The organism is Novacetimonas hansenii, from assembly GCF_014843995.1.
Taxonomy (GTDB): Bacteria; Pseudomonadota; Alphaproteobacteria; order Acetobacterales; family Acetobacteraceae; genus Novacetimonas; species Novacetimonas hansenii.
The window spans coordinates 1,563,214-1,583,065 of sequence record NZ_CP062147.1 but is presented as its reverse complement, the minus strand read 5'-3'; the positions used below and the strand labels follow the sequence as shown (position 1 = coordinate 1,583,065).

Here is a 19,852-nt window from a genome sequence, read left to right as displayed (position 1 = left end):
GACCTTACACAGAGAAATTCATGATACGCGCTATTTTGCAATCGAATACCGGTCTGGACGCACAACTGCATTGCATGAACAGGCGGATACCCGCAGCCATTGGCGCGAATGGCGTCACACTGCATAAAATCGAGGGAGATCATGCCACTCCGGTTGGAATCCTTCCGCTGCGGCGGGTTTTCTATCGTGCCGACCGGGTCGCGGCCCCGGTTTGCCGCCTGCCGGTGGAACCATTATCGCCGCACGATGGTTGGTGTGACGATCCGGCAGAGAGCGATTATAACCAGTATGTGATCCTGCCGCATGCCGGTCGCCATGAACGCCTGTGGCGTGACGATCACGTCTACGACATCATCGTCGTTCTGGGTTACAATGATTCGCCGCCTGTACGCGGACGTGGCTCCGCCATCTTCCTTCACCTTCCCCAGACAGGCGGTCGCCCGACCGAGGGCTGCATCGCGGTGCCCGAATCTGACCTGCGGCATCTGCTGGAAATGGGGCTGTCTGAAATCGAGGTCCTGCCCCCCGGCATGACGCGCTGAATCCCGCGCCCCCTATGCCGCCACAGGGTCAGGGGATGCAGCGGGCGGGGGCTGGAATACGATGACCATATCCCCCTCGCCGGCTTCGGAACGGACCTCATCCTCGGCAGAGATGACCCATATCGCCACCCCTTTGCGAATCACCATGAAAATCATCGCATGTCCCTGCGCGATATCATTTTCCTGCAACGGGTCCGTTATAACATGACAGTGGAAACGCCATCCCCTGTCAAAGAGGGAATCAATCATGGAAAAATTCCATGACGGTTCCCCCAGAACCTTGCCCCGCGATTCCCGGCTGACACCACGATACAGGTCAAGCCGTGCCACGCCCGGACTGACCTGGAATACGCGCTGCCGCCCAAAATCCGGGGCCAGCCGCGCACAGACCAGCCCGTTATAGATCGCATCAGGCGTCGCCGCGATCAGATAATCCGCAGGTCGCTCCTCCAGCCGTTCAAGCCCTTCTTCGGACAGGAGTTCGGCCTTCAGGGTCGGCACGCCCTGCCGGTCGGCTTTTTCCAGCGCCCCGGAATAGGTATCGACCAGGACCACCGGAATCCCCTGCTGATGAATGATGGTCGCCAGATTGGTGGACCATGCATTGGCCCCCATGATCGCCAGCGCGGGTTCATCCGACAGTGTCAGCCGCAGATAGCGTGCCAGTGGCCGGAGGGAAAACCCGTGCAGGATCATGGTCGTGGCGATGACGGCAAACACCGCAGGCGTAATCAGTGCGGCGCTGGGATCACCCGCATCACGCAACTGAAGGCCCGCCGCCCCCGCGACCGCGGCGGCGACGATCCCGCGTGGGGCAATCCATCCAACGAACAGGCGTTCCTGCCATGACAGGTCGGACCGGATGGTGGAAAGGAAAATCCCCAGCGGCCGGACCACGAACAGCACAGTCAGTGTCAGTGCAAGAATCGGCAGGGACAATTTTTGCAGCACATCGCGATGAAGGTCGGCCGTCAGGACGACGAACAGGCATGACACCACAATGACACCAAGGGATTCCTTGATACGGCGCAGTTCGGAAATGCCCACAACATTCAGGTTGGCCAGCGCCATGCCGAACACGGTGGCCGCCATCAGGCCCGTACTCGCCATCACAAGGTTGCATATGGCAGCCATGCTCATGGCAAAGGTCAGGATGATGGGAATACGCAGGATTTCAGGCAGAAGGTCACGACTGGACAGGAATTTGACCAGCAGCGCGGGAAAAATGCCGCAGCCGATCGCAAACATGGTGCTGAACAGCAGGTGTGGCCAGATCTCTATCGCCGCAAGGGAGACATCGCCCGTTGGCGAAGGCTGAAGCAGCAGGAATTCCATGACAAGGGTGGCAAGGATCGCCCCGATCGGGTCGTTGACGATCGCCTCCCACCGCAGGAAGGCCGCGACCCGTGGGCGCAATTTGGTATGACGCAACAACGGCAGCACCACCGTGGGGCCGGTCACGACAATGATCGCACCGAACAGCCATGACGTCCCCCAATGCAGGTGGCCGACGAAATGCGCGGCAAGGGTGCCCAGCACCCAGTTGATCGGAAGCGCCACAGCCGTCAGCCGCAACACCCCCTCCCCCGAAGTGCGCCATTGCCGCACATTCAGCGCCAGCCCGCCTTCGAACACGATAAAGGCAACCGCCAGCGAAATCAGGGGATGAAAATAGCTGCCGATCGTCGCGGATGGGTGCAGCAGGCCCAAGCCCGGGCCATAAACCAGCCCCAGCGCGAACAGCAGGACGATGGCGGGCAGCCTGAACCGCCACGCGACCCATTGCGCCGCAATGCCGCCCCCCAGAATGCACAGAAGCCCGATCGCCAGATTATGCTGCATGTATGTTTCCCGTATCGTTATGTCCTGTCGGGAACCCCGATGGCGCGGCCCGGAAAAAGAACAGGGCTACGCCGCATCGACCAGTATGGGGCCGACACCCGTCGCATGGGGTCGATATTCGTACATCAGGAGTAAAAAAATCCTGTCAGGCGACGCGTTCCATCACGGCGGTAAAAAAGCCATCCGTCCCGTTTCGCAGGGGGGAAAGACTCATTTGCCCCCCCACCAGCAGGCCCGCTGGCATGATCCCTTCGCCCTGTGGGGGCGTCACCAGCCGAAAGGCGGGGTTACGTTGCACAAAGGCCGCGATCTGGTCATGGTTTTCTTCGTTCAGGATGGAGCACGTGGCATAGACCAGCCGCCCGCCCGGGCGCAGCAATGCCGCCGCACGATCCAGAATGTCTGACTGCTTTTCCATCAGTTCGAGCAGATCACTCTCCCGCAGGCGCAGGCGTGCATCTGGATTCCGCCGCCATGTGCCCGTCCCGGTGCAGGGTGCATCCACCAGCACGCGGTCAAAACTGCCCGCACGCCTGCGTGCCCATTTGTCACCCGTTGCCAGAAGATGGCGTTCGGCATTGTGCACGCCGGCACGGCGCAGGCGCCGCACCGCCCCGTCCAATCGCGGTTCGGACACGTCACAGGCGACAATGTGGCCACGATTATTCATCGTCATGGCCATCGCCAGCGTCTTGCCCGCCGCCCCGGCACAGTAATCCAGAACCCGCATGCCCGGCCCTGCCCCCACGGCGGCGGCGACAAGCTGGCTGCCTTCGTCCTGGATTTCAATCAGCCCGGCACGGAACGCTGCGGTGGAGGTCACAGGCTGCCGCCCCGCGACACGCAGCCCCCATGGCGAAAGCGTGGTGTCCTGCGTCGTGATCCCCTCCTGCGCCAAGGCCATGCGCGCAGCTTCCCGCGTGGTCTTGAGCAGGTTGGCACGCAGGTCCAACGTGGCTTCGCCCATCATCGCCTGAAGTTCCGCATCGGCCTGCGCGCCAAAGGTGGCCTCCACCCGGGGCAGCAGCCAGTCAGGCACCTCCAGCGTGACCGCCCGTGGCATTTCGGGATGGTCCATCGACTTGCCCCGCAGGAAAGCACACAGGGCACGTTCTTGCGGATCAAGGCGGGACGGCGCGTAACATTCCCCGCTGAACAGTTCCTCCGGTGTCATCCGGTCCTGACGCGCCAGAACCTCCAGCGCCAGTACAAGGGTGCGCGGCGTGACCGGGGCGTCGGCCCGTTCAATCCACCAGCACAGGCGACGCCAATGGCGCAGGGTATCCCAGACCCGGGCGGAAATGGCCCGGCGGTCCCCCCCGCCGATATACCGGCGTTCGCGGAAAAAAGAATTGGCAACCGCGTCGGCCGGCCGGAACGGCGTGGCCTCCATCGCGGATATAAGGTCGATGGCGGCCGACAGCCGTGCACTGGGGGTCATGGACGTGTAATCGCTTTTGTAATGATGCCGTCAATCCTGCCGGTAATTCGGCGCTTCGCGCGTGATGGACACGTCATGAACGTGACTTTCACGCAGGCCCGCGCCGGTGATGCGGCGGAACCGCGCGCGCTGCTGCAGGTCGGTGACGGTGGCTGAACCGGTATAGCCCATACCCGCGCGCAGGCCGCCCACCAGCTGGTGGATGACAGCCCCCATCGCCCCCTTATAGGCGACGCGGCCTTCGATCCCTTCGGGCACCATCTTGTGGGTGTCCTTGATTTCCTGCTGGAAATAACGGTCGGCCGACCCACGCGCCATCGCGCCCAGGCTGCCCATCCCGCGATAGGATTTGTACGTGCGCCCCTGATACAGGAACACTTCGCCGGGGGCTTCTTCGGTTCCGGCCAGCAGGGACCCGATCATGACGACATCCGCGCCCGCGCCGATGGCCTTCACGATATCGCCAGAGGTACGGATGCCACCATCCGCAATGGCGGGGATATCGAGTTCATGACAGGCGGCCGATGTTTCCATGACGGCGGAAAACTGCGGCACGCCCACGCCCGCCACGATACGCGTGGTGCAGATCGACCCCGGCCCGATGCCGATCTTTACACAGTCGGCACCCGACTTGATCAATGCGCGCGCCGCTTCCGGCGTTGCGACGTTACCTGCGATAATCTGGATGTCTTCGCGGATGGCCTTGATCTTCTCAATGGAGGTCAGGACGCCACGTGAATGGCCATGGGCGGTATCAACCACGATGACGTCCACCCCGGCGTCAATCAGTTCGCGCGCACGCGTCAGGCCGTCCTCGCCCACGCCGGTCGCCGCGGCACACAAAAGGCGGCCGAGCTCGTCCTTGTTGGCGTTGGGGTGCATCACCGCCTTGTCCATGTCCTTGACGGTAATCAGGCCGACGCAGCGATCCTCGTCATCAATGACCAGCAGCTTTTCAATCCGGTGACGGTGCAGCAACTGGCGTGCCTGCTCCCGCGCGACATCCTGACGCACGGTCACCAGGTTTTCACGGGTCATCAGTTCATAAACGCGCTGTCCCGGATCGGTGGCGAAACGCACATCACGATTGGTCAGTATTCCCACAAGGCGCGTGGTGTCGCGTTCCACAACCGGCAGGCCGCTGATGCCATGGCGCGACATGATGGCGTTCACCTCCGCCAGTGTCTGGTCGGGGAAAACCGTGACGGGGTTGACGACCATGCCGGATTCAAAGCGCTTGACGCGACGGACCTGCTCGGCCTGCTGTTCGATCGTCAGGTTTTTGTGAATGACACCCAGGCCACCGTTCTGTGCCATGGCGATGGCCATGTTATCTTCCGTCACGGTATCCATGGCGGAAGAGACCAGCGGGATATTCAGCTCGATCCGGCGCGTCAGGCGCGTTCTGGTCGAAGTTTCCGAAGGCAGGACGTTGGATTCATCGGGCACCACCAGCACGTCGTCAAACGCCAGGGCCTCGCGGATACGATCCTCGATACGGGGAATGGAAACCGGTTTCGTCGTGGAAGACATGCTGCAGGAACCTCAATCAGACAGTGGAGGGTCCCCAGTGCCGCGGGTACCCGACCGTTGGCGCACCCTCATAAGCCGTGAATCGGGGCCTTGCAAGCGTTGTGCGCATCCTTTGGCCCGGATTCGGCATGGAAAATAAAATGTCAGGGGGTCATCCGCGCCGCACGCCCCCACGCCCTGTCGCCTCATAGGTCGCCAGAACCGTGCCATCATCCGCATCGCGTTCAAGCAACTGAACACCATACCCCCACAGGTCCGCCATGTACTGCAATGTCCTGCGCGCGTCATCGGCATGGAACTGGTGCCCCCGCGTCGTGCGGTGTTCCAGTGTCAGCATACGGTCGGTATGCATGTTGGCGCCGGTGATCTCGATTTCCGCATTCATGTTGGCGGGATCGTGGTTCTGCGCCACCGTGCGCCGGATATCGCGATATCCGGCGTCATCATGGATCGCATCCACCAACAGGTATGGCGCTGCGGTATCGTCATGGATGCGGAACATGCGGAACCTGCGCATCACAGCAGGGGACAGATATTGCAGGATGAAGCTTTCGTCGCGAAATTCGGCCCATGCATGTTTCAGGGTTTCGATGGGCCGGTCATTGCCCGCGATTTCAGGGAACCATGCACGGTCCTCTGCCGTGGGCGACGTGCAGATACGTGCAATGTCACCCATCATCGCAAAGCCCAGCGCATAGGGATTGAACGACGGCCCCCCGCCCGCGTCAAAATCGGGTTGCGTGATGACATTGCTGGTGGAATGGATCGCCTCCAGATACGACGCGTCGTCGATACGCCCGTTTTCATGCAGGCGACGCATGATGTAATCATGAACCCATGTCGCACATCCTTCGTTCATCATCTTGAGCTGTGGCTGGGGATAAAAATACTGTGCGATCATGCGCACGATGCGGATGACCTCGCGCTCCCACGGGGCAAGCAGCGGCGCATGTTTTTCAAGAAAGTAGAGCAGGTTTTCTTCCGGCAGGCCAAGGCGCCGGCGCATCGGGTCGTTCGATGTGGTGTCGGGCTGCTGCTCTTCATCGACGGGCACGGTGCGCCACAGGTCGTTAAAGGTCGCCTCCTCATGCAGGCGTCGTGCCTGTGCGCGCTGCTGTTCCGCACGCAGGTCAAGGCGTCTTGAGCCCGAATGGCGATGCACCCCCTGCCCCTGCAACGCATGGGCGGCGTCAAGGATACGTTCCACCGCCGCGATGCCGTGACGTTCCTCGCACTGGTGGATATAGCCACGCGCGAATTCCAGGTAATCGAGGATTTCCGACGCGTTGGTCCATTCACGGAACAGGCGGTTGTTATGAAAGAAATGATTGTGGCCGAACGCGGCATGCGCGATCACCAGCGTCTGCATCGTGGCGGAATTTTCCTCCATCAAATAGCTGATGCACGGGTCGGAATTGATGACGACCTCATACGCCAGCCCCATCATGCCCCGGCGATAGGCATTTTCATGGGCAATGAAACGTTTGCCCAGCGACCAGTGCCGATAGCCAAGCGGCATGCCATGGGCGGTATAGACATCCAGCATCTGTTCAGACGTGATGATTTCCAGCCGGTTGGGATAGGTCGTCAGGCCAAGTTCACGTTCCGCGATGTCCGCCACGGCATCATAGCAGTCGCGCAATATCTCGAAATTCCAGTCGTTGCCCTGATAGAGCAGGCCGGAGCATGTGCCTGTGACAGGGGATGCGGGGCGAAGGTCCATCATGCGTTTTCCCTTTCAGGCTGCTGCGAGAAGAGGTCACGAAAGACAGGGAAGATATCCTTGCGTTCGGTGACACGCCGGACGGCAAGGTGGGGAACATGCATGGAAATATCGTGATAGGCACGCCACAGGTCGGTCTGTCCCCGGATCACCGCGCCAGAGGCCGAAACCTCGATATAGGCGAAATACTGCACGTTCGGCAGGATATCCCCGGTCAATATGCCGCAGGCACGGGCCATGTCCGAAGGCAGGTTGTCACCGTCGGATACCTGCGCCGCATAGATGTTCCAGCTCTGGACCGGATAGCGCTTCTTTTGGATATCAGCCATCAGTTCAAGCGCTGAGGACACCAGCGTGCCCCCTGTGCTGGGGTCGTGGAAGAACGTATTTTCATCCACCTCTTCCGCCCGTTCGGCATGGCGCACGAACACGATATCCAGCGTGCGGTAACGCCGTTCAAGGAATACGTGCAGCAATGCGAAAAACTGCTTGGCCAGATCCTTCATCCGTTCGGTCATGGAGCCGGAAACATCCATCAGGCAGAACATGACCGCCCGTGTCACGGGCTGTGGCACCACGGCGTGGCGGCGGTAACGCAGGTCAACGGGGTCCACCCACGCAATGCGTGCAAGCCGACGCTGCATTGTTGTGCGCTGTTCACGCAACTGATGCAGTTCATCAAGGTCGTGCGCACTTAACGGGTGTTGCGCCTCCAGCGCCTCGATGCGCTGTTCCACCTGCACCATTTCATCGGGGCGCGGGCGACGCAGGCCGATACGCCGGGCAATGGACCGGCGCATCGTGCGCGACAGGTCCAGTTGAGATGGGGCCCCCTCGTTACTCAGCCCCGCGCGCATGGGGGCCGTCGTCTCGGTCGTGGACAGTTCACGCTTGACCAGGTCAGGCAGTTCAAGATCGTCCAGGAACAGATCGAGGAATTCCTCCCGGCTCAGGACAAAGCGGAAGCTGTCTTCCCCTTCCCCCGCGTCCGACGGGTTTCCCTCCCCCGTGCCGCCACCGCCCTGACCACCGGCAGGAGGACGTTGCAGTTTGTCGCCACGGCAGAACTCCTTGTTCCCCGTCAGGATGAAGTGACGGCTGCCCCCGCTGAAAACCCGGTGGAACGAGGGTTCATGCAGCGCATCCGCCGGTACGGTGACGCTTCTGTCATGTCCGGTCTCCTGTATGCTGCCGTGCGCTATGGCCTCGCGCACGGATTTCTGGACGGCGTCGCGGGCGCGTTCGATCACGCGACGCCGGTTCTCGATATTTTTCCCATGGGGATTGGAACGTCTGTCAATGATGTCCACTGCGCTTTACCACCATGTTCCATGTGTCAGGCCGACTGCTTGACCCGCATGTACCATTCAACCAACCGACGGACCTGGCGTTCCGTGTATCCCCGCGCAATCATGCGCCCCACGAATTCATCGTGCTTGTGCCCGGTCTCACGGTCCTTTTTTGAACCGAAGCTGATGACCGGCAACAGGTCCTCCACCTGGCTGAACATCCGTTTTTCAATGACGTCGCGAATTTTCTCGTACGATGTCCATGACGGGTTGCGTCCAGCATTGTTCGCGCGCGCGCGCAGGGCGAACTTGACGACCTCGTTACGGAAATCCTTGGGGTTGGCGATGCCCGCGGGCTTTTCCGTCTTCGTCAGTTCGGAATTAAGCAGGTCGCGGTTCAGCATCTGCCCCGTATCGGGGTCCTTGAAGTCCTGATCCTCGATCCAGGCATCGGCATGTTCAAGATACCGGTCAAACAGGTTCTGGCCATAATCGTTATAGCTTTCCAGATAGGCTTTCTGGATCTCGTGCCCCAGATATTCGGCATAACGCCCGGCAAGGTCGGATTTGAGGGTGGCAAGATATTGCGCCTCCACCTCCGCGGGGAACTGTTCGCGCCGGATGGCATGTTCAAGCACATACATCAGATGCACCGGGTCGGCGGCGATTTCCGTCGGGTCATGGTTGAACGTGGCCGACAGCACCTTGTAGGCAAAGCGGGTGGAAATGCCGTTCATCCCCTCGTTCACGCCTGCCGCGTCGCGATATTCCTGCATCGTGCGGGCCTTGGGGTCGGTCTCCCTGATGTTTTCCCCGTCATAGACCCGCATCTTTGCGAACTGGGTGGAATTCGGATGGGGTTTCAGGCGCGACAGCACGGCAAACCGCGCCAGCATCTCCAGCGTATTGGGCGCGCACGGGGCCTGTGACAGGCTGGATGTGTCGATCAGCTTGTCATAGATCTGCGCTTCCTCGCTGACGCGCAGGCAGTACGGCACCTTGATGACGCAGACGCGGTCAAGGAACGCCTCGTTGGAGCGGTTGTTGCGGAAAGCCTGCCATTCGGCCTCGTTCGAATGGGCAAGAATGACACCGGTAAAGGGGATGGCCCCGATATTTTCCGTGCCGACATAATTCCCCTCCTGCGTGGCCGTCAGCAGCGGATGAAGCATCTTGATGGGGGCCTTGAACATCTCCACGAATTCAAGGATGCCCTGGTTGGCACGGTTCAGCCCGCCGGAGAAGCTGTAGGCGTCGGGATCGTTCTGGCTATAGTTCTCCAGTTGCCGGATATCGACCTTTCCCACCAGGGCGGAGACGTCCTGATTATTGTCATCCCCCGGTTCGGTCTTGGCGATCGCGATCTGGCGCAGGCGGGAGGGATGAAGTTTCACCACGCTGAAACGCGACAGGTCGCCGTCGAATTCCTCCAGCCGCTTGATGGCCCACGGGCTTGCAATACCCGTCAGCAGGCGTCGCGGGATGCCGTACTGCGCCTCCAGCAACGGTCCCATACGTTCGGGATCAAACAGGCCAAGCGGGCTTTCGAAAACCGGGCTGATGTGACGCCCGGCCTTAAGCGCATAGATCGGCTCTTTCTCCATCAACGCCTTGAGGCGTTCGCCCAGCGATGACTTGCCGCCCCCCACCGGCCCGAGAAGGTAGAGGATCTGCTTGCGTTCCTCCAACCCCTGCGCCGCATGCCGGAAAAAGCCGACGATCTGTTCGATCGTCTCTTCCATCCCGTAAAAATCGGAAAATGCGGGATAGGTCCGCACCGTGCGGTTCATGAAGATGCGCGACAGGCGCGGGTCGCGGGACGTGTCGGTCGTCTCCGCCTCTCCGATCGCGCGGAGCATGCGTTCCGCCGCAGTGGCGTAACAGGAAGGATCGACCTTGCAATGTTCGAGATAGTCGGACAGCCCCATTTCGACTTCGCGGCGTTCGTCGCGCATTGCCGTCGCAAGGGAGAAGACATTGAACTCATTTGCCATCAGCAGATTTCTCCGAAATCAGCAGGGTTCGGGGTGAACCGTAGGATGAGTATGCGTCGTATCTTTTGCCTGGGCCCCCTTCATGCAGGGGGCAGAGTTTCAGCAACCTGTCGTTCTGGTCTGGCGATGATGGACACGACCGCTCGCCTGCATGGGCGTGGTATCGTGAGGCCGGGCATTATTGCCCTGATATAACCTAGTGATTTTGTCACCCCGTAAAGAACGGGTCCCGATTTGCAGGATCGGCCCGTCTGTTTACGCTATCGCCGGGGATGTGCCGGATTCAACCTAAATCTTCACAATGAACCATCGGTAGGGTCTGCGTCATGTAGCCGCCAGGCCCGTCAGGTCAGGTCCGCAGGGTCAACCCGTCATAGGCGGCCTCGACCCCGGCCGGAAGATGCCGCTGCATCCAGGCCCAGTCCATGTCCGGCCCCATATGGGTCAGGACGGTGCGACGCGGGCGGATACGTTCACGCCATTCGAATACGCGTTCCAGCCAACCGTGGGAGACATGGGTCGTACGCTGGAAACATCCGACCACCCACGTATCAACACCATGGAGGATATCAAGCGCGGTATCGTCAAGTTCCGCCACGTCCGTACAATAGGCCATTGGCCCCACACGCAGGCCAAGCGTCAGGGTATGGCCATGCACCTGCCTGAAAACATGCACATTCATGCCTGCGATCATGGCTTCGCCCCCGGCTTCGATCACATGGGGCGTCAGGACCGGGCGATAGAAGGAAGGGGGCGCCCAGGGGCGAAAGACATAATCGAAGCGCGTGACCAGTTCGTCGATGACATCGCGCGTGCCATAGGCGGGAATCGGACGACCGATGATGCGGTTGATTGCACGCAGTTCATCCAGCCCGGCGATATGGTCCGCATGGGCATGGGTATACAGCACCGCGTCGACACGTGTAATCCGCTGCGCCAGCAATTGTGCCCGCAGGTCCGGCCCCGTATCGACCAGCAGCGCATTGCCCGTATCATCACGCAGCAGCACCGATGAACGCAGACGTGCATTGCGCGGTTCGCACGGATCACACAGGCCCCAGTCCCCTGCCCCGTCCACCCCGCCGACCATTGGCACCCCGGCGGAGCCACCACACCCCAGAATGGTCATTTCCATCGCTTCAGGCCGCCTTGGTAAACAGACGGTGGAAGTTGGCGGTGGTCAACGCGGCGAACGCGTCATCCTCCATCCCGCGCAACCGTGCAACCACCTGCGCGGTATGGGGGACATAGCCTGGTTCGTTGCGCTTGCCGCGCTTTGGCACCGGGGCAAGGAACGGCGCATCCGTCTCCACCAGCAGGCGTTCGGCGGGAATTTCCGCGGCAACCGCGCGCACGGCCTCCGCCCGGCCAAAGGTCGCAATGCCAGAAAAACTGATATACCCGCCAAGTTCAACCGCCGTGCGCGCCAGTTCCGGGCCGGAGGAAAAGCAGTGTACCAGAAAGGGAAACACCCCGTTTTCCACGGTCTCGTCGCGCAGAATGGACATCATGTCCGCATCCGCATCACGGGTGTGGATCACCAGTGGCAGGCCCGTCTGTCGTGCCGCATCGATATGGGCGCGAAAACTCTCTTGCTGAAGGGGACGGATTTCAGGCTTGCCATGGAAATAATCCAGACCGCTTTCACCAATCCCGATGACACAGTTGTCGTGCGTCTGGGCAATGATGTCATGCGCTGTCGGCACCGGGGTTTCATCGACATGGTCGGGATGCGTGCCCACCGTACACCAGACGCGCACGCGATCGGAATCAAAACCGGCAAGCCGCTTCTGCTCCGCCGCGCGCGACAGGCGCGTGCCGATGGTGACAAGCCCGCTAACCCCCGCCGCGCATGCGCGCGACAGCAGGTCAGGCAATTCTTCGTCCGAAAAATGGTCAAGATGACAATGGGAATCCGTCAATCCACCCCGCGCCATCACTGGGATTCCGCCTCGACAAAGCGTGGGAATATGCCCTTGGGCGCGGGAAGCGGACGACCTGCGGGTAACGGCGTCCCAAGGGCCGCGAAATCGCGTTCCGTCGCTTCCACACCCAGTTGTGTCAGCATCGTATCCATGCTGCCGGGCATATAAGGCTGCAAGACCGTGGCGATGGTACGCAAGACATCGGCGAGTACGCGCAGGACATCGGCCATGCGTTGCGGATCGGTCTTCTTCAGCGCCCACGGAGCCTGATGGTCTATATAGGCGTTGCTGGCGCGGATTACCTTCCACACCTCCTCCAGCGCATCGGTCAGCGCCTGACGGTCGATCTGCCCATGCATGAGATCAGGCAGCAGGCTGGCCTGCGCCAGCAGCGCCGTATCCTCCGCCGTGGGCGTTGCGCGTTCGGGCAGCAGGCCGGCACAATTGCGCGCGATCTGCGACAGGGTGCGTTGCGCAAGGTTGCCAAGGTCATTGGCCAGTTCGACATTCATGCGCGTGATGATGGCCTTGCGATTGATATCGCTGTCGCCGCCAAAGGGCATTTCACGCATCAGGAAGAAGCGCACCGGATCAAGGCCGAATTCCGCCACCAGGTCGCGCGGGTCAAGGACATTGCCCAGCGACTTGCTCATCTTCTGTCCCGCGATGGTCCACCATCCGTGGGAAAACACACGCTCCGGCAGCGGCAACCCTGCCCCCATCAGCAGTGCAGGCCAGTAAATGGCATGGAAACGCAGGATGTCCTTGCCCACCAGATGCAGGTTCGCGGGCCAGAAATCCCAACGTGGCGCGCCTTCGTCAGGATAGCCCACGGCCGACAGGTAATTGGCCAGCGCATCGACCCAGACATACATCACATGTTTCGGATCGCCCGGAACGGGAATGCCCCAGTTGAAGCTTGTGCGGCTGATGGACAGGTCACGCAGCCCCCCCCGGACGAAGCTGCGCACCTCGTTACGGCGTCCCGCAGGTTCCACGAATCCGGGGTGGGTTTCGTAAAGTTCCAGCAGCCTGTCCTGGAACTTGGACAGGCGGAAGAAATAGGAAGGCTCCTTCACCCATTCCACCGGTGCGCCGGTCGGGGCCGTGAGGGTGCCATCCGCCGCGGTGACAAGTTCCTCTTCCTGATAGAAACATTCATCGCGCAGCGCGTACCAGCCTTCGTACGCCCCGAGATAGATATGGCCGTTCTCCTCCAGCTTCTTCCACAACGCGGCGGCCCCTTCGGCGTGGCGGGGTTGCGTCGTGCGGATGAAATCATCGTAGGAGATGGCCATCTTGTCATACATATCGCGGAAATCCGCGGCGACACGGTTGGCCAGTTCGATCGGGGTCACGCCGGCTGTCTGTGCCGCCTGCTCCACCTTCTGCCCATGTTCGTCGGTGCCCGTCAGGAAAAAGACGTCAAAGCCCGCCAGCCGCTTGAACCGCGCGATCACGTCCGCCGCGACGGAGGTATAGGCGTGTCCGATATGGGGCGCCCCATTCACATAATAGATCGGTGTCGTGACGTAATAGCGCCGTGTCATATTGCATTCACCCGCGCAAGCGCCGTCAGGAGCGCCTGCTGCTTATCCAGATTGAAATTTTCAGTCTCCGCACGTAGCCGGACCAGATCCTGCCACGCATCGGCCATGCGTTCGGGCCGCATGTCGCGTGACTGCCCCTGGCCTTGTGGCGCACGGAGGAGTTCGCGTGTCCTTACCGATATGGCATCGCATAACAGATCGAAAAAGACTGAAAAGCCATTTTCCGATTCCGTGATGCTACTGGCGATGCGATAGGCATCCGTCCCGCCATCCTGTCCATCCATCACCTGCGCCACCAGCGTGGACAGCTTTATCCCGTCCCTGTGCAGCAGGGAAATCGCCCGTCCCGCCGATCCATGGGACAGGGGGATGATATTTTCGATATCCGCGCGGTATGCATCATCAACCACATCTGTCAGCACGGCATGTAAATCATGTGCTGACAGCGGGCCGAGGTCCAGCGTGCGGCAACGGCTGCGGATGGTTGGCAACAGGCGACCGGGCGCCGCGCAGGTCAGGATCAGGATCGCACCTGCGGGGGGCTCCTCCAGAATCTTGAGGATGGCGTTGGAGGCGGTGCGGTTCATGTATTCGGCGCCATCGACGATCACCACCCGCCACCCGCCCTCGGCCGCGGTGCGACGCAGGAAGGCCCCGATCGGGCGCACGTCATCGCCCACGATTTCACGGCGGGGACGACGGGTTTTGTCATCCACCCCCCGTGCGATCACCAGCAGGTCGGCATGCGTCCCGGCGGTGATGCGCCGGCCGACCGGGCTGTCGTGGTCATGTGCCTTCAACAGGGCGCGGGCCATCATGAAGGCCATTGTCGCCTTGCCGATCCCGTCCACCCCCGTCAGCAGCCACGCATGATGCAGGCGGCCCGCACGCATCACGGATGCGAACTGCTGCCACGCGGCGTCATGCCCATGCAGACGGGTGCGTTCGCGCGGGGCTGTCATCGGGCTGTCATCCCTGTCCCCACGACATCGGCAGACGCGTCGCGACATGCCGCGCGACGGCCTGGGCCACGATATCAGGCGGCTGGGCCGCGTCCAGCGTGATGCACCGGCCCGGTTCCTGCCGGGCGATGGCGGCAAACCCTTCGGCCACACGGGCATGGAAGGCCTCCGCCGCGGTTTCATACCGGTCGGGGCGATTGCCGCGTGTGCGCAGGCGTTCACGCGCCATGGCACGCGGAACATCGAGGATGAAGGTCATGTCGGGCCGGGCGCCAGTCTGCTGGCGCAGGGATGCGATCAGGTCGAGGATTGCAGGATCACCCATCCCCCTGCCATATCCCTGATAGGCGGCGGTGGAATCGGTGAAACGATCGGAAATAACGACCTTTCCCGCCTCCAGCGCCGGGCGGATCAGGCGATCGACATGGTCATAGCGCGCGCCAAAATGCATCAGTGTTTCAGCGCGCAGCGACAGGTCATGTTCGCCGAACAACAGGAAGTCGCGCACGGCCTCCGCCCCGGGCGTCCCGCCCGGTTCACGGGTGCGGACAATCCTGTCGGGTGGCATGATCGTGGCAAGATGTTCTTGCAGCAGGCGAACCTGCGTCGATTTCCCGGCCCCTTCCCCCCCTTCGAACGTAATGAACAGTCCCGTCATTGCCCCTGTCATCACCCCTGCCATCGCCTCAGTGACGTCCCAGTTTCTGCCCCAGCACGGCAGAAGCCCGGCCAAACAGGCCAAGCCGCCCGACATCGTTCCCGGCCACCAGCGGCACCATGATGTCGGCCAGGCCGGTATTGGAAATCACAAGCTGTCCCAGCACCTGCCCCGCCTTGATCGGTGCGGGCACGGGGCTTTTGTAATCCAGTGCGATGCGCGCGCGGTTCTGCCAGCCGTGGGGCAGCGTCAGCAGGACATCGCGCGTGGCGACAAGCGGCACGGTCGCCGCCTTACCAAGCCAGACGGGCGCGCTGTCGATGACCGCCCCATTATGTACCAGCGTCGCATTTTCGAAATTGACAAACCCCCATTCGAGCAGCCTCTCCCCCTCGAACGCGCGGGCATTGCTTGATGGCAGGCCGTTGATGGCCATGACGATCCGGTTTCCATTACGTTCGGAACTGGCGCACAGGCCAAAGCCGCCCGCGTCGGTATGCCCGGTCTTCAGGCCGTCGGCGATCCCCTTGACCACCAGCGCATTGCGGTTTTCCTGCGAAATCCTGTTGTATCGGAACCCCTTTTCCGCAAAGAAATGGTAATATTCGGGAAAATCGTGGATCAGGTGCATCGCGATGGTCGTGACGTCGCGCGCGGACATGTAATGCCCGTCCGCGGGCCAACCGGTCGCATTCATGAAATGCGTGTTGGTCATGCCAAGCTGTACCGCCTGTGCATTCATCAGGGACACGAACTGGTCCTCGGACCCCGCGACACCTTCGGCAAGGACGATACAGGCGTCATTACCCGACTGGATCACCATGCCCTGAATCAGATCAGACACCGCAACCGCGCCCTGCAGGGGGACGAACATCTTCGACCCCTGCATGCGCCATGCCTTTTCACTGACGGTCAGGGTCTGATCAAGCTTCAGCCGTCCCGCGCGCAGCATCCCGAAGACGACATAAGCCGTCATCATCTTGGTCAGCGAGGATGGTGGCATGCGTTCGTCCGCCGCCTTTTCCAGCAGCACGGCACCGGTGGTATAGTCGATGATGCACGCCCAGCGCGCGGGGGTATCGACCGGCCCGATCAGGCTGTTGGCAGGGGAATAGGACCCGGCAGGCGCCTCGCCCCCCCCGGCGGCGGGGGCTGCCGGGCCAGGTGCGGGATGATGTCTGCGTGCGGCAAACGCCCGCCCCGCAGGCAACAGGGCCAACCCGCTTACCGCGCCAGACATGACTGCGCCCGAAAGGACCGCGCGCCGTGTGGGATACCGGCCCGGCATGGCGGCGGGAAGCTTGGCTGTGCGAAGCTGTGCGTGTCCTGATGTCATGTAATCTCGTTACCCAGAAGCCCAACGGCCAGTGCATAGAAATCCGACGGATTATAACGACGGATTGCGTTAAAATTACGATAGACCATGAAGGATTCGCCCCCCACCCCATCGGGGCGCAGGATCGCGCCGCGCATGTCCGCGCGGGGGAATGCGCTGCCGTCGATCTGCCGCACCCCGGCATCCATCCATTCCTGCAAGGTTCTGGTATGCGTCCGTCCAAGCGCAGCCTGCGCCAGGGTATCGGGCACCGTGACCTGCTGTCCCCACGGTTCGTCGCCGATCCAGCCGGAATGCGACAGATAACTGGCGATGGAGCCGAATACGTCGGCCGTGGAATGCCAGATGTCACGCCGCCCGTCGCCATCCATATCCACGGCATAGCGCAGATAGGCGCTGGGCATGAATTGCGGCTGTCCCATCGCGCCGGCATAACTGCCGATCATCTGTTCGGGGGCGATATCCCCCATCCCCAGGATATGCAGCGCCTTCATGAGTTCATCGTGGAAGAATTTGGCCCGACGTCCGTCATAGGCCAGCGTACACAACGCATCGATGACGCCAAATGTGCCCATGCGCGTGCCATAGGCGGATTCCAGCCCCCATATCCCCGCAATCGCCCCCGGCGCGACATTATAACGCGTCAGCGCCTGATCAAGCAGCGCGCGCTGCACCGCTACGGCCGTGCGGCCATCGGCGATCTTGCGGGGGGTAATGACGCGCTGTCGGTACTGCGCCCATGTCAGGTGGAATTCCGGCTGCGTGCGATCCAGCCGAAGCACCTGCGCATTGGGCGTGGACAGGTCCAGCGCCCTGTTGGCAATCCCGGTATCGAGCCCCTGTCGAATCGCGTCATCGCGCACACCCGCGACGAACGTGGCGTAATCCTGCGCATGCCCATAGGCCCGCCCCGCGCGCAGGGCGGGGGCGATCACCCCGGTGGACAGGGCAACGGCGGACAGCAGGAATGTGCGGCGTACAAGCATTGTGATGCTCTGCCACGGAGGCGGGGTGGTTTCAATCCTTCAGGCCCCATTCCGGGCGGTTTGTGTCGCATGCCGTGACTGGTGGACACAATCAGGTAACAACTTCGGGTTTGTCCGTATCGCGGAAGCATGCAACAAGGTCGCCATAACACGGTTATGCGCGGGCCGGATTGCGACGACCTGTGTCGGACACGGGGCGCGCAGGGGCGGCGCCAGCGCCTTAGTGCGCTATCATTCGCGGCCTTCCGACATGTCGCGTCACGCCGTCCCGTGGCGTTGGGCCTGCATCGGTCATGAGTTGAAAGAGGCTTGTCAGTTATTGGTCACGTTCCCCTCCCCATTGCCGCCATGTGTGCGTTAGCTGGCCGTAGATGTCTTTATCCCTGACTTCATTCCTTGCCACGGCGGGGGCCTCCCCCCTGCTGCAGGGGCTGGCCATTATCGTCGGCACGTTCATCCTGGAGGATGCGGCAACGATCGTGACCGCCATGCAGGTGCAGACGGGGCATGTGGACCTGCCGGTCGCGCTGGTGGCGCTGTATATCGGCATCGTGGTGGGGGATATCGGGTTGTACGGGCTTGGCTATCTTGCCGCGTGCTGGCCCCCTGCGCGCCGGTGGGTCACATTGCCGAACGTGGAACATGAAGGCCACTGGTTCGACCGTAACGTCTTTCGTATCGTCTTCATCAGCCGGTTCATTCCCGGCGCACGCCTGCCATTATATACCGCCTGTGGTTTTTTCCGCGCGCGGCTGGGCCTGTTCTGTGTCGCGGCCGTGCTGGCAACCCTGATCTGGACAACGCTGCTGTTCGCCGTGTCCCTGCGTGTCGGACAATTCCTGATTTCCCACCTGGGGACATGGAAATGGCTGGGACTGGCGGGCTTTATCGTAACCATCTTCCTCATCAGCCGTACCATTGCCCGATTGCAAGGCCAATCCCGATGACCGACATGTCCACCATCTCCACGCCCGCCTCCTCCCCCGCGAAGGCCCCGTCCCCCCTGTCCATGTTCGAATTCTGGCCGGGATGGATCTTCTATACCCCGGTGGTGATGTACTGGATCATGATGGGCCTGCGTTATGGCGACCTCAGCCTGCCGACAGCCGCCAACCCACGTATCGAGACAGGCGGCCTGTGCGGGGAAAGCAAGAGTTCGATCCTCAACATGGCGGGCGAGACCGCGCGCCGCTGGATTGCGCCCTATACGCTGGTGGAAACGGGACACAACGACACCGCCCGCGCCATACAGGCCATGGACCATGCCGGACTTGGCTTTCCGGTGGTGCTGAAGCCCGACATCGGGTGCAACGGCACGGGGGTCAAGCTGGTGGCCGATGCCGGGGCGCTGGCGCAGGCACTGGCAACATTCCCGCGCCATGTCTCGCTGATGCTACAGCGCCTGATCCCCTATTCACACGAAGTCGGGATTTTCTATATCCGCCATCCCGACGAAGCGCACGGGCGCATCACCTCCATGACCTACAAGGAGGTTCCGCTTCTGGTTGGGGATGGTCGCTCCACGGTGGAAGAACTGCTGCATGCGGACCCGCGCACGCGGCTGGTGCCCCAGATCTATATCCCGCGTCTGCGCGGCCGCCTGGCCGACGTTCCAGCCAAGGGCGAGGCACTGCCCCTCGTCTTTACGGGCAACCATTGCAAGGGTGCGATTTTCCACGACTGCACGGCCGATGTGACGCCTGAGCTTGAGGCACGGATCGACGCCATCATGCACGATATCCCCGATTTCCATTTCGGGCGTATCGACGTAAAGGCAGACTCCGCCGCCGCCCTGTTACGGGGTGAGAAATTCGAGATCATCGAAATCAATGGGGTCGGGTCCGAAGCCACCCATATCTGGGATTCGCGCACAACCCTGCGTGATGCCTATGCCGCGCAGTTCATGCATTACCGCGAAACATTCCGTATCGGGGCGAAGAAACGCAAGGCGGGCTGGAAACCCAGTGGCGCGATGACAATGCTGCGCTGCTGGCTGCGACAGCGCAGGCTGCTGGCGTCCTATCCCATGAATGACTGATGCCCGGTGGCCATGCGGAGTGGCCATGCGGAT

17 protein-coding genes are annotated in these 19,852 nt (G+C 61.6%); 4 read left to right on the top strand and 13 right to left on the bottom strand.

Going from position 1 to position 19,852, the window contains the following annotated elements:
- Positions 1–20 precede the first annotated feature (20 nt).
- Complete coding sequence (locus IFJ82_RS07000) at positions 21–542, top strand: L,D-transpeptidase family protein (protein WP_062808997.1); 522 nt, start codon at positions 21–23, stop codon at positions 540–542.
- Positions 543–554: 12 nt separating this feature from the next.
- Here the strand turns inward: IFJ82_RS07000 and IFJ82_RS06995 are convergent, their stop codons facing one another.
- From IFJ82_RS06995 to IFJ82_RS06935, 13 genes are all read right to left on the bottom strand, one after another.
- Positions 555–2,384 (bottom strand): cation:proton antiporter, encoded by a 1,830-nt coding sequence (locus IFJ82_RS06995; RefSeq protein ID WP_192266098.1) that lies wholly within the window; start codon positions 2,382–2,384, stop codon positions 555–557.
- Between the two features lie 145 nt (positions 2,385–2,529).
- Positions 2,530–3,825: an RsmB/NOP family class I SAM-dependent RNA methyltransferase gene (locus IFJ82_RS06990; RefSeq protein ID WP_192266096.1), complete on the bottom strand. Its 1,296-nt coding sequence runs from the start codon at positions 3,823–3,825 to the stop codon at positions 2,530–2,532.
- Positions 3,826–3,855: 30 nt separating this feature from the next.
- Positions 3,856–5,358 (bottom strand): IMP dehydrogenase, encoded by a 1,503-nt coding sequence (guaB, locus tag IFJ82_RS06985; protein ID WP_003620379.1) that lies wholly within the window; start codon positions 5,356–5,358, stop codon positions 3,856–3,858.
- A gap of 151 nt (positions 5,359–5,509) precedes the next feature.
- The gene (locus IFJ82_RS06980) at positions 5,510–7,084 is read right to left on the bottom strand and encodes a SpoVR family protein (RefSeq protein WP_003620381.1); all 1,575 of its coding nucleotides are present in this window, start codon (positions 7,082–7,084) and stop codon (positions 5,510–5,512) included.
- On the bottom strand, positions 7,081–8,391 hold the full coding sequence (locus IFJ82_RS06975; RefSeq protein ID WP_192266094.1) for a YeaH/YhbH family protein: 1,311 nt from the start codon (positions 8,389–8,391) through the stop codon (positions 7,081–7,083). Before IFJ82_RS06975 ends, IFJ82_RS06980 begins: the two co-directional genes overlap by 4 nt.
- 26 nt (positions 8,392–8,417) lie before the next feature.
- Positions 8,418–10,364: a PrkA family serine protein kinase gene (locus tag IFJ82_RS06970; RefSeq protein ID WP_192266092.1), complete on the bottom strand. Its 1,947-nt coding sequence runs from the start codon at positions 10,362–10,364 to the stop codon at positions 8,418–8,420.
- A gap of 349 nt (positions 10,365–10,713) precedes the next feature.
- Positions 10,714–11,499, bottom strand: a complete 786-nt coding sequence (locus IFJ82_RS06965) for an MBL fold metallo-hydrolase (protein WP_192266090.1) — start codon at positions 11,497–11,499, stop codon at positions 10,714–10,716.
- A 4-nt stretch (positions 11,500–11,503) separates the two neighbouring features.
- Complete coding sequence (locus IFJ82_RS06960) at positions 11,504–12,301, bottom strand: TatD family hydrolase (protein WP_003620385.1); 798 nt, start codon at positions 12,299–12,301, stop codon at positions 11,504–11,506.
- Positions 12,301–13,839, bottom strand: coding sequence for a methionine--tRNA ligase (gene metG, locus IFJ82_RS06955; protein ID WP_192266089.1), 1,539 nt, complete (start codon positions 13,837–13,839; stop codon positions 12,301–12,303). The genes IFJ82_RS06960 and metG overlap by 1 nt, the downstream gene beginning before the upstream one ends.
- On the bottom strand, positions 13,836–14,801 hold the full coding sequence (locus IFJ82_RS06950; RefSeq protein WP_075624722.1) for a DNA polymerase III subunit delta': 966 nt from the start codon (positions 14,799–14,801) through the stop codon (positions 13,836–13,838). The genes metG and IFJ82_RS06950 overlap by 4 nt, the downstream gene beginning before the upstream one ends.
- Positions 14,802–14,808: 7 nt before the next feature.
- Positions 14,809–15,459 carry a dTMP kinase gene (gene tmk, locus IFJ82_RS06945; protein ID WP_075595322.1) on the bottom strand — a complete coding sequence of 217 codons (651 nt, stop codon included), beginning with the start codon at positions 15,457–15,459 and terminating at the stop codon, positions 14,809–14,811.
- 28 nt (positions 15,460–15,487) lie between these two features.
- Positions 15,488–16,795: a D-alanyl-D-alanine carboxypeptidase family protein gene (locus IFJ82_RS06940; protein ID WP_175576179.1), complete on the bottom strand. Its 1,308-nt coding sequence runs from the start codon at positions 16,793–16,795 to the stop codon at positions 15,488–15,490.
- Complete coding sequence (locus IFJ82_RS06935; protein WP_003620391.1) at positions 16,792–17,781, bottom strand: lytic murein transglycosylase; 990 nt, start codon at positions 17,779–17,781, stop codon at positions 16,792–16,794. The genes IFJ82_RS06940 and IFJ82_RS06935 overlap by 4 nt, the downstream gene beginning before the upstream one ends.
- Positions 17,782–17,910: 129 nt before the next feature.
- On the opposite strand from IFJ82_RS06935, the gene IFJ82_RS06930 reads away from it, so the two are divergent.
- The 3 genes from IFJ82_RS06930 (at position 17,911) to IFJ82_RS06920 (ending at position 19,819) form a co-directional block, all read left to right on the top strand.
- A complete protein-coding gene (locus IFJ82_RS06930; protein WP_192266087.1) occupies positions 17,911–18,078 on the top strand; it encodes a hypothetical protein in 168 nt (55 codons plus the stop codon).
- 74 nt (positions 18,079–18,152) lie between these two features.
- Positions 18,153–18,728, top strand: coding sequence for a DedA family protein (locus tag IFJ82_RS06925; protein WP_075595299.1), 576 nt, complete (start codon positions 18,153–18,155; stop codon positions 18,726–18,728).
- Complete coding sequence (locus IFJ82_RS06920) at positions 18,725–19,819, top strand: ATP-grasp domain-containing protein (protein WP_075632633.1); 1,095 nt, start codon at positions 18,725–18,727, stop codon at positions 19,817–19,819. The genes IFJ82_RS06925 and IFJ82_RS06920 overlap by 4 nt, the downstream gene beginning before the upstream one ends.
- Positions 19,820–19,852 lie beyond the last annotated feature (33 nt).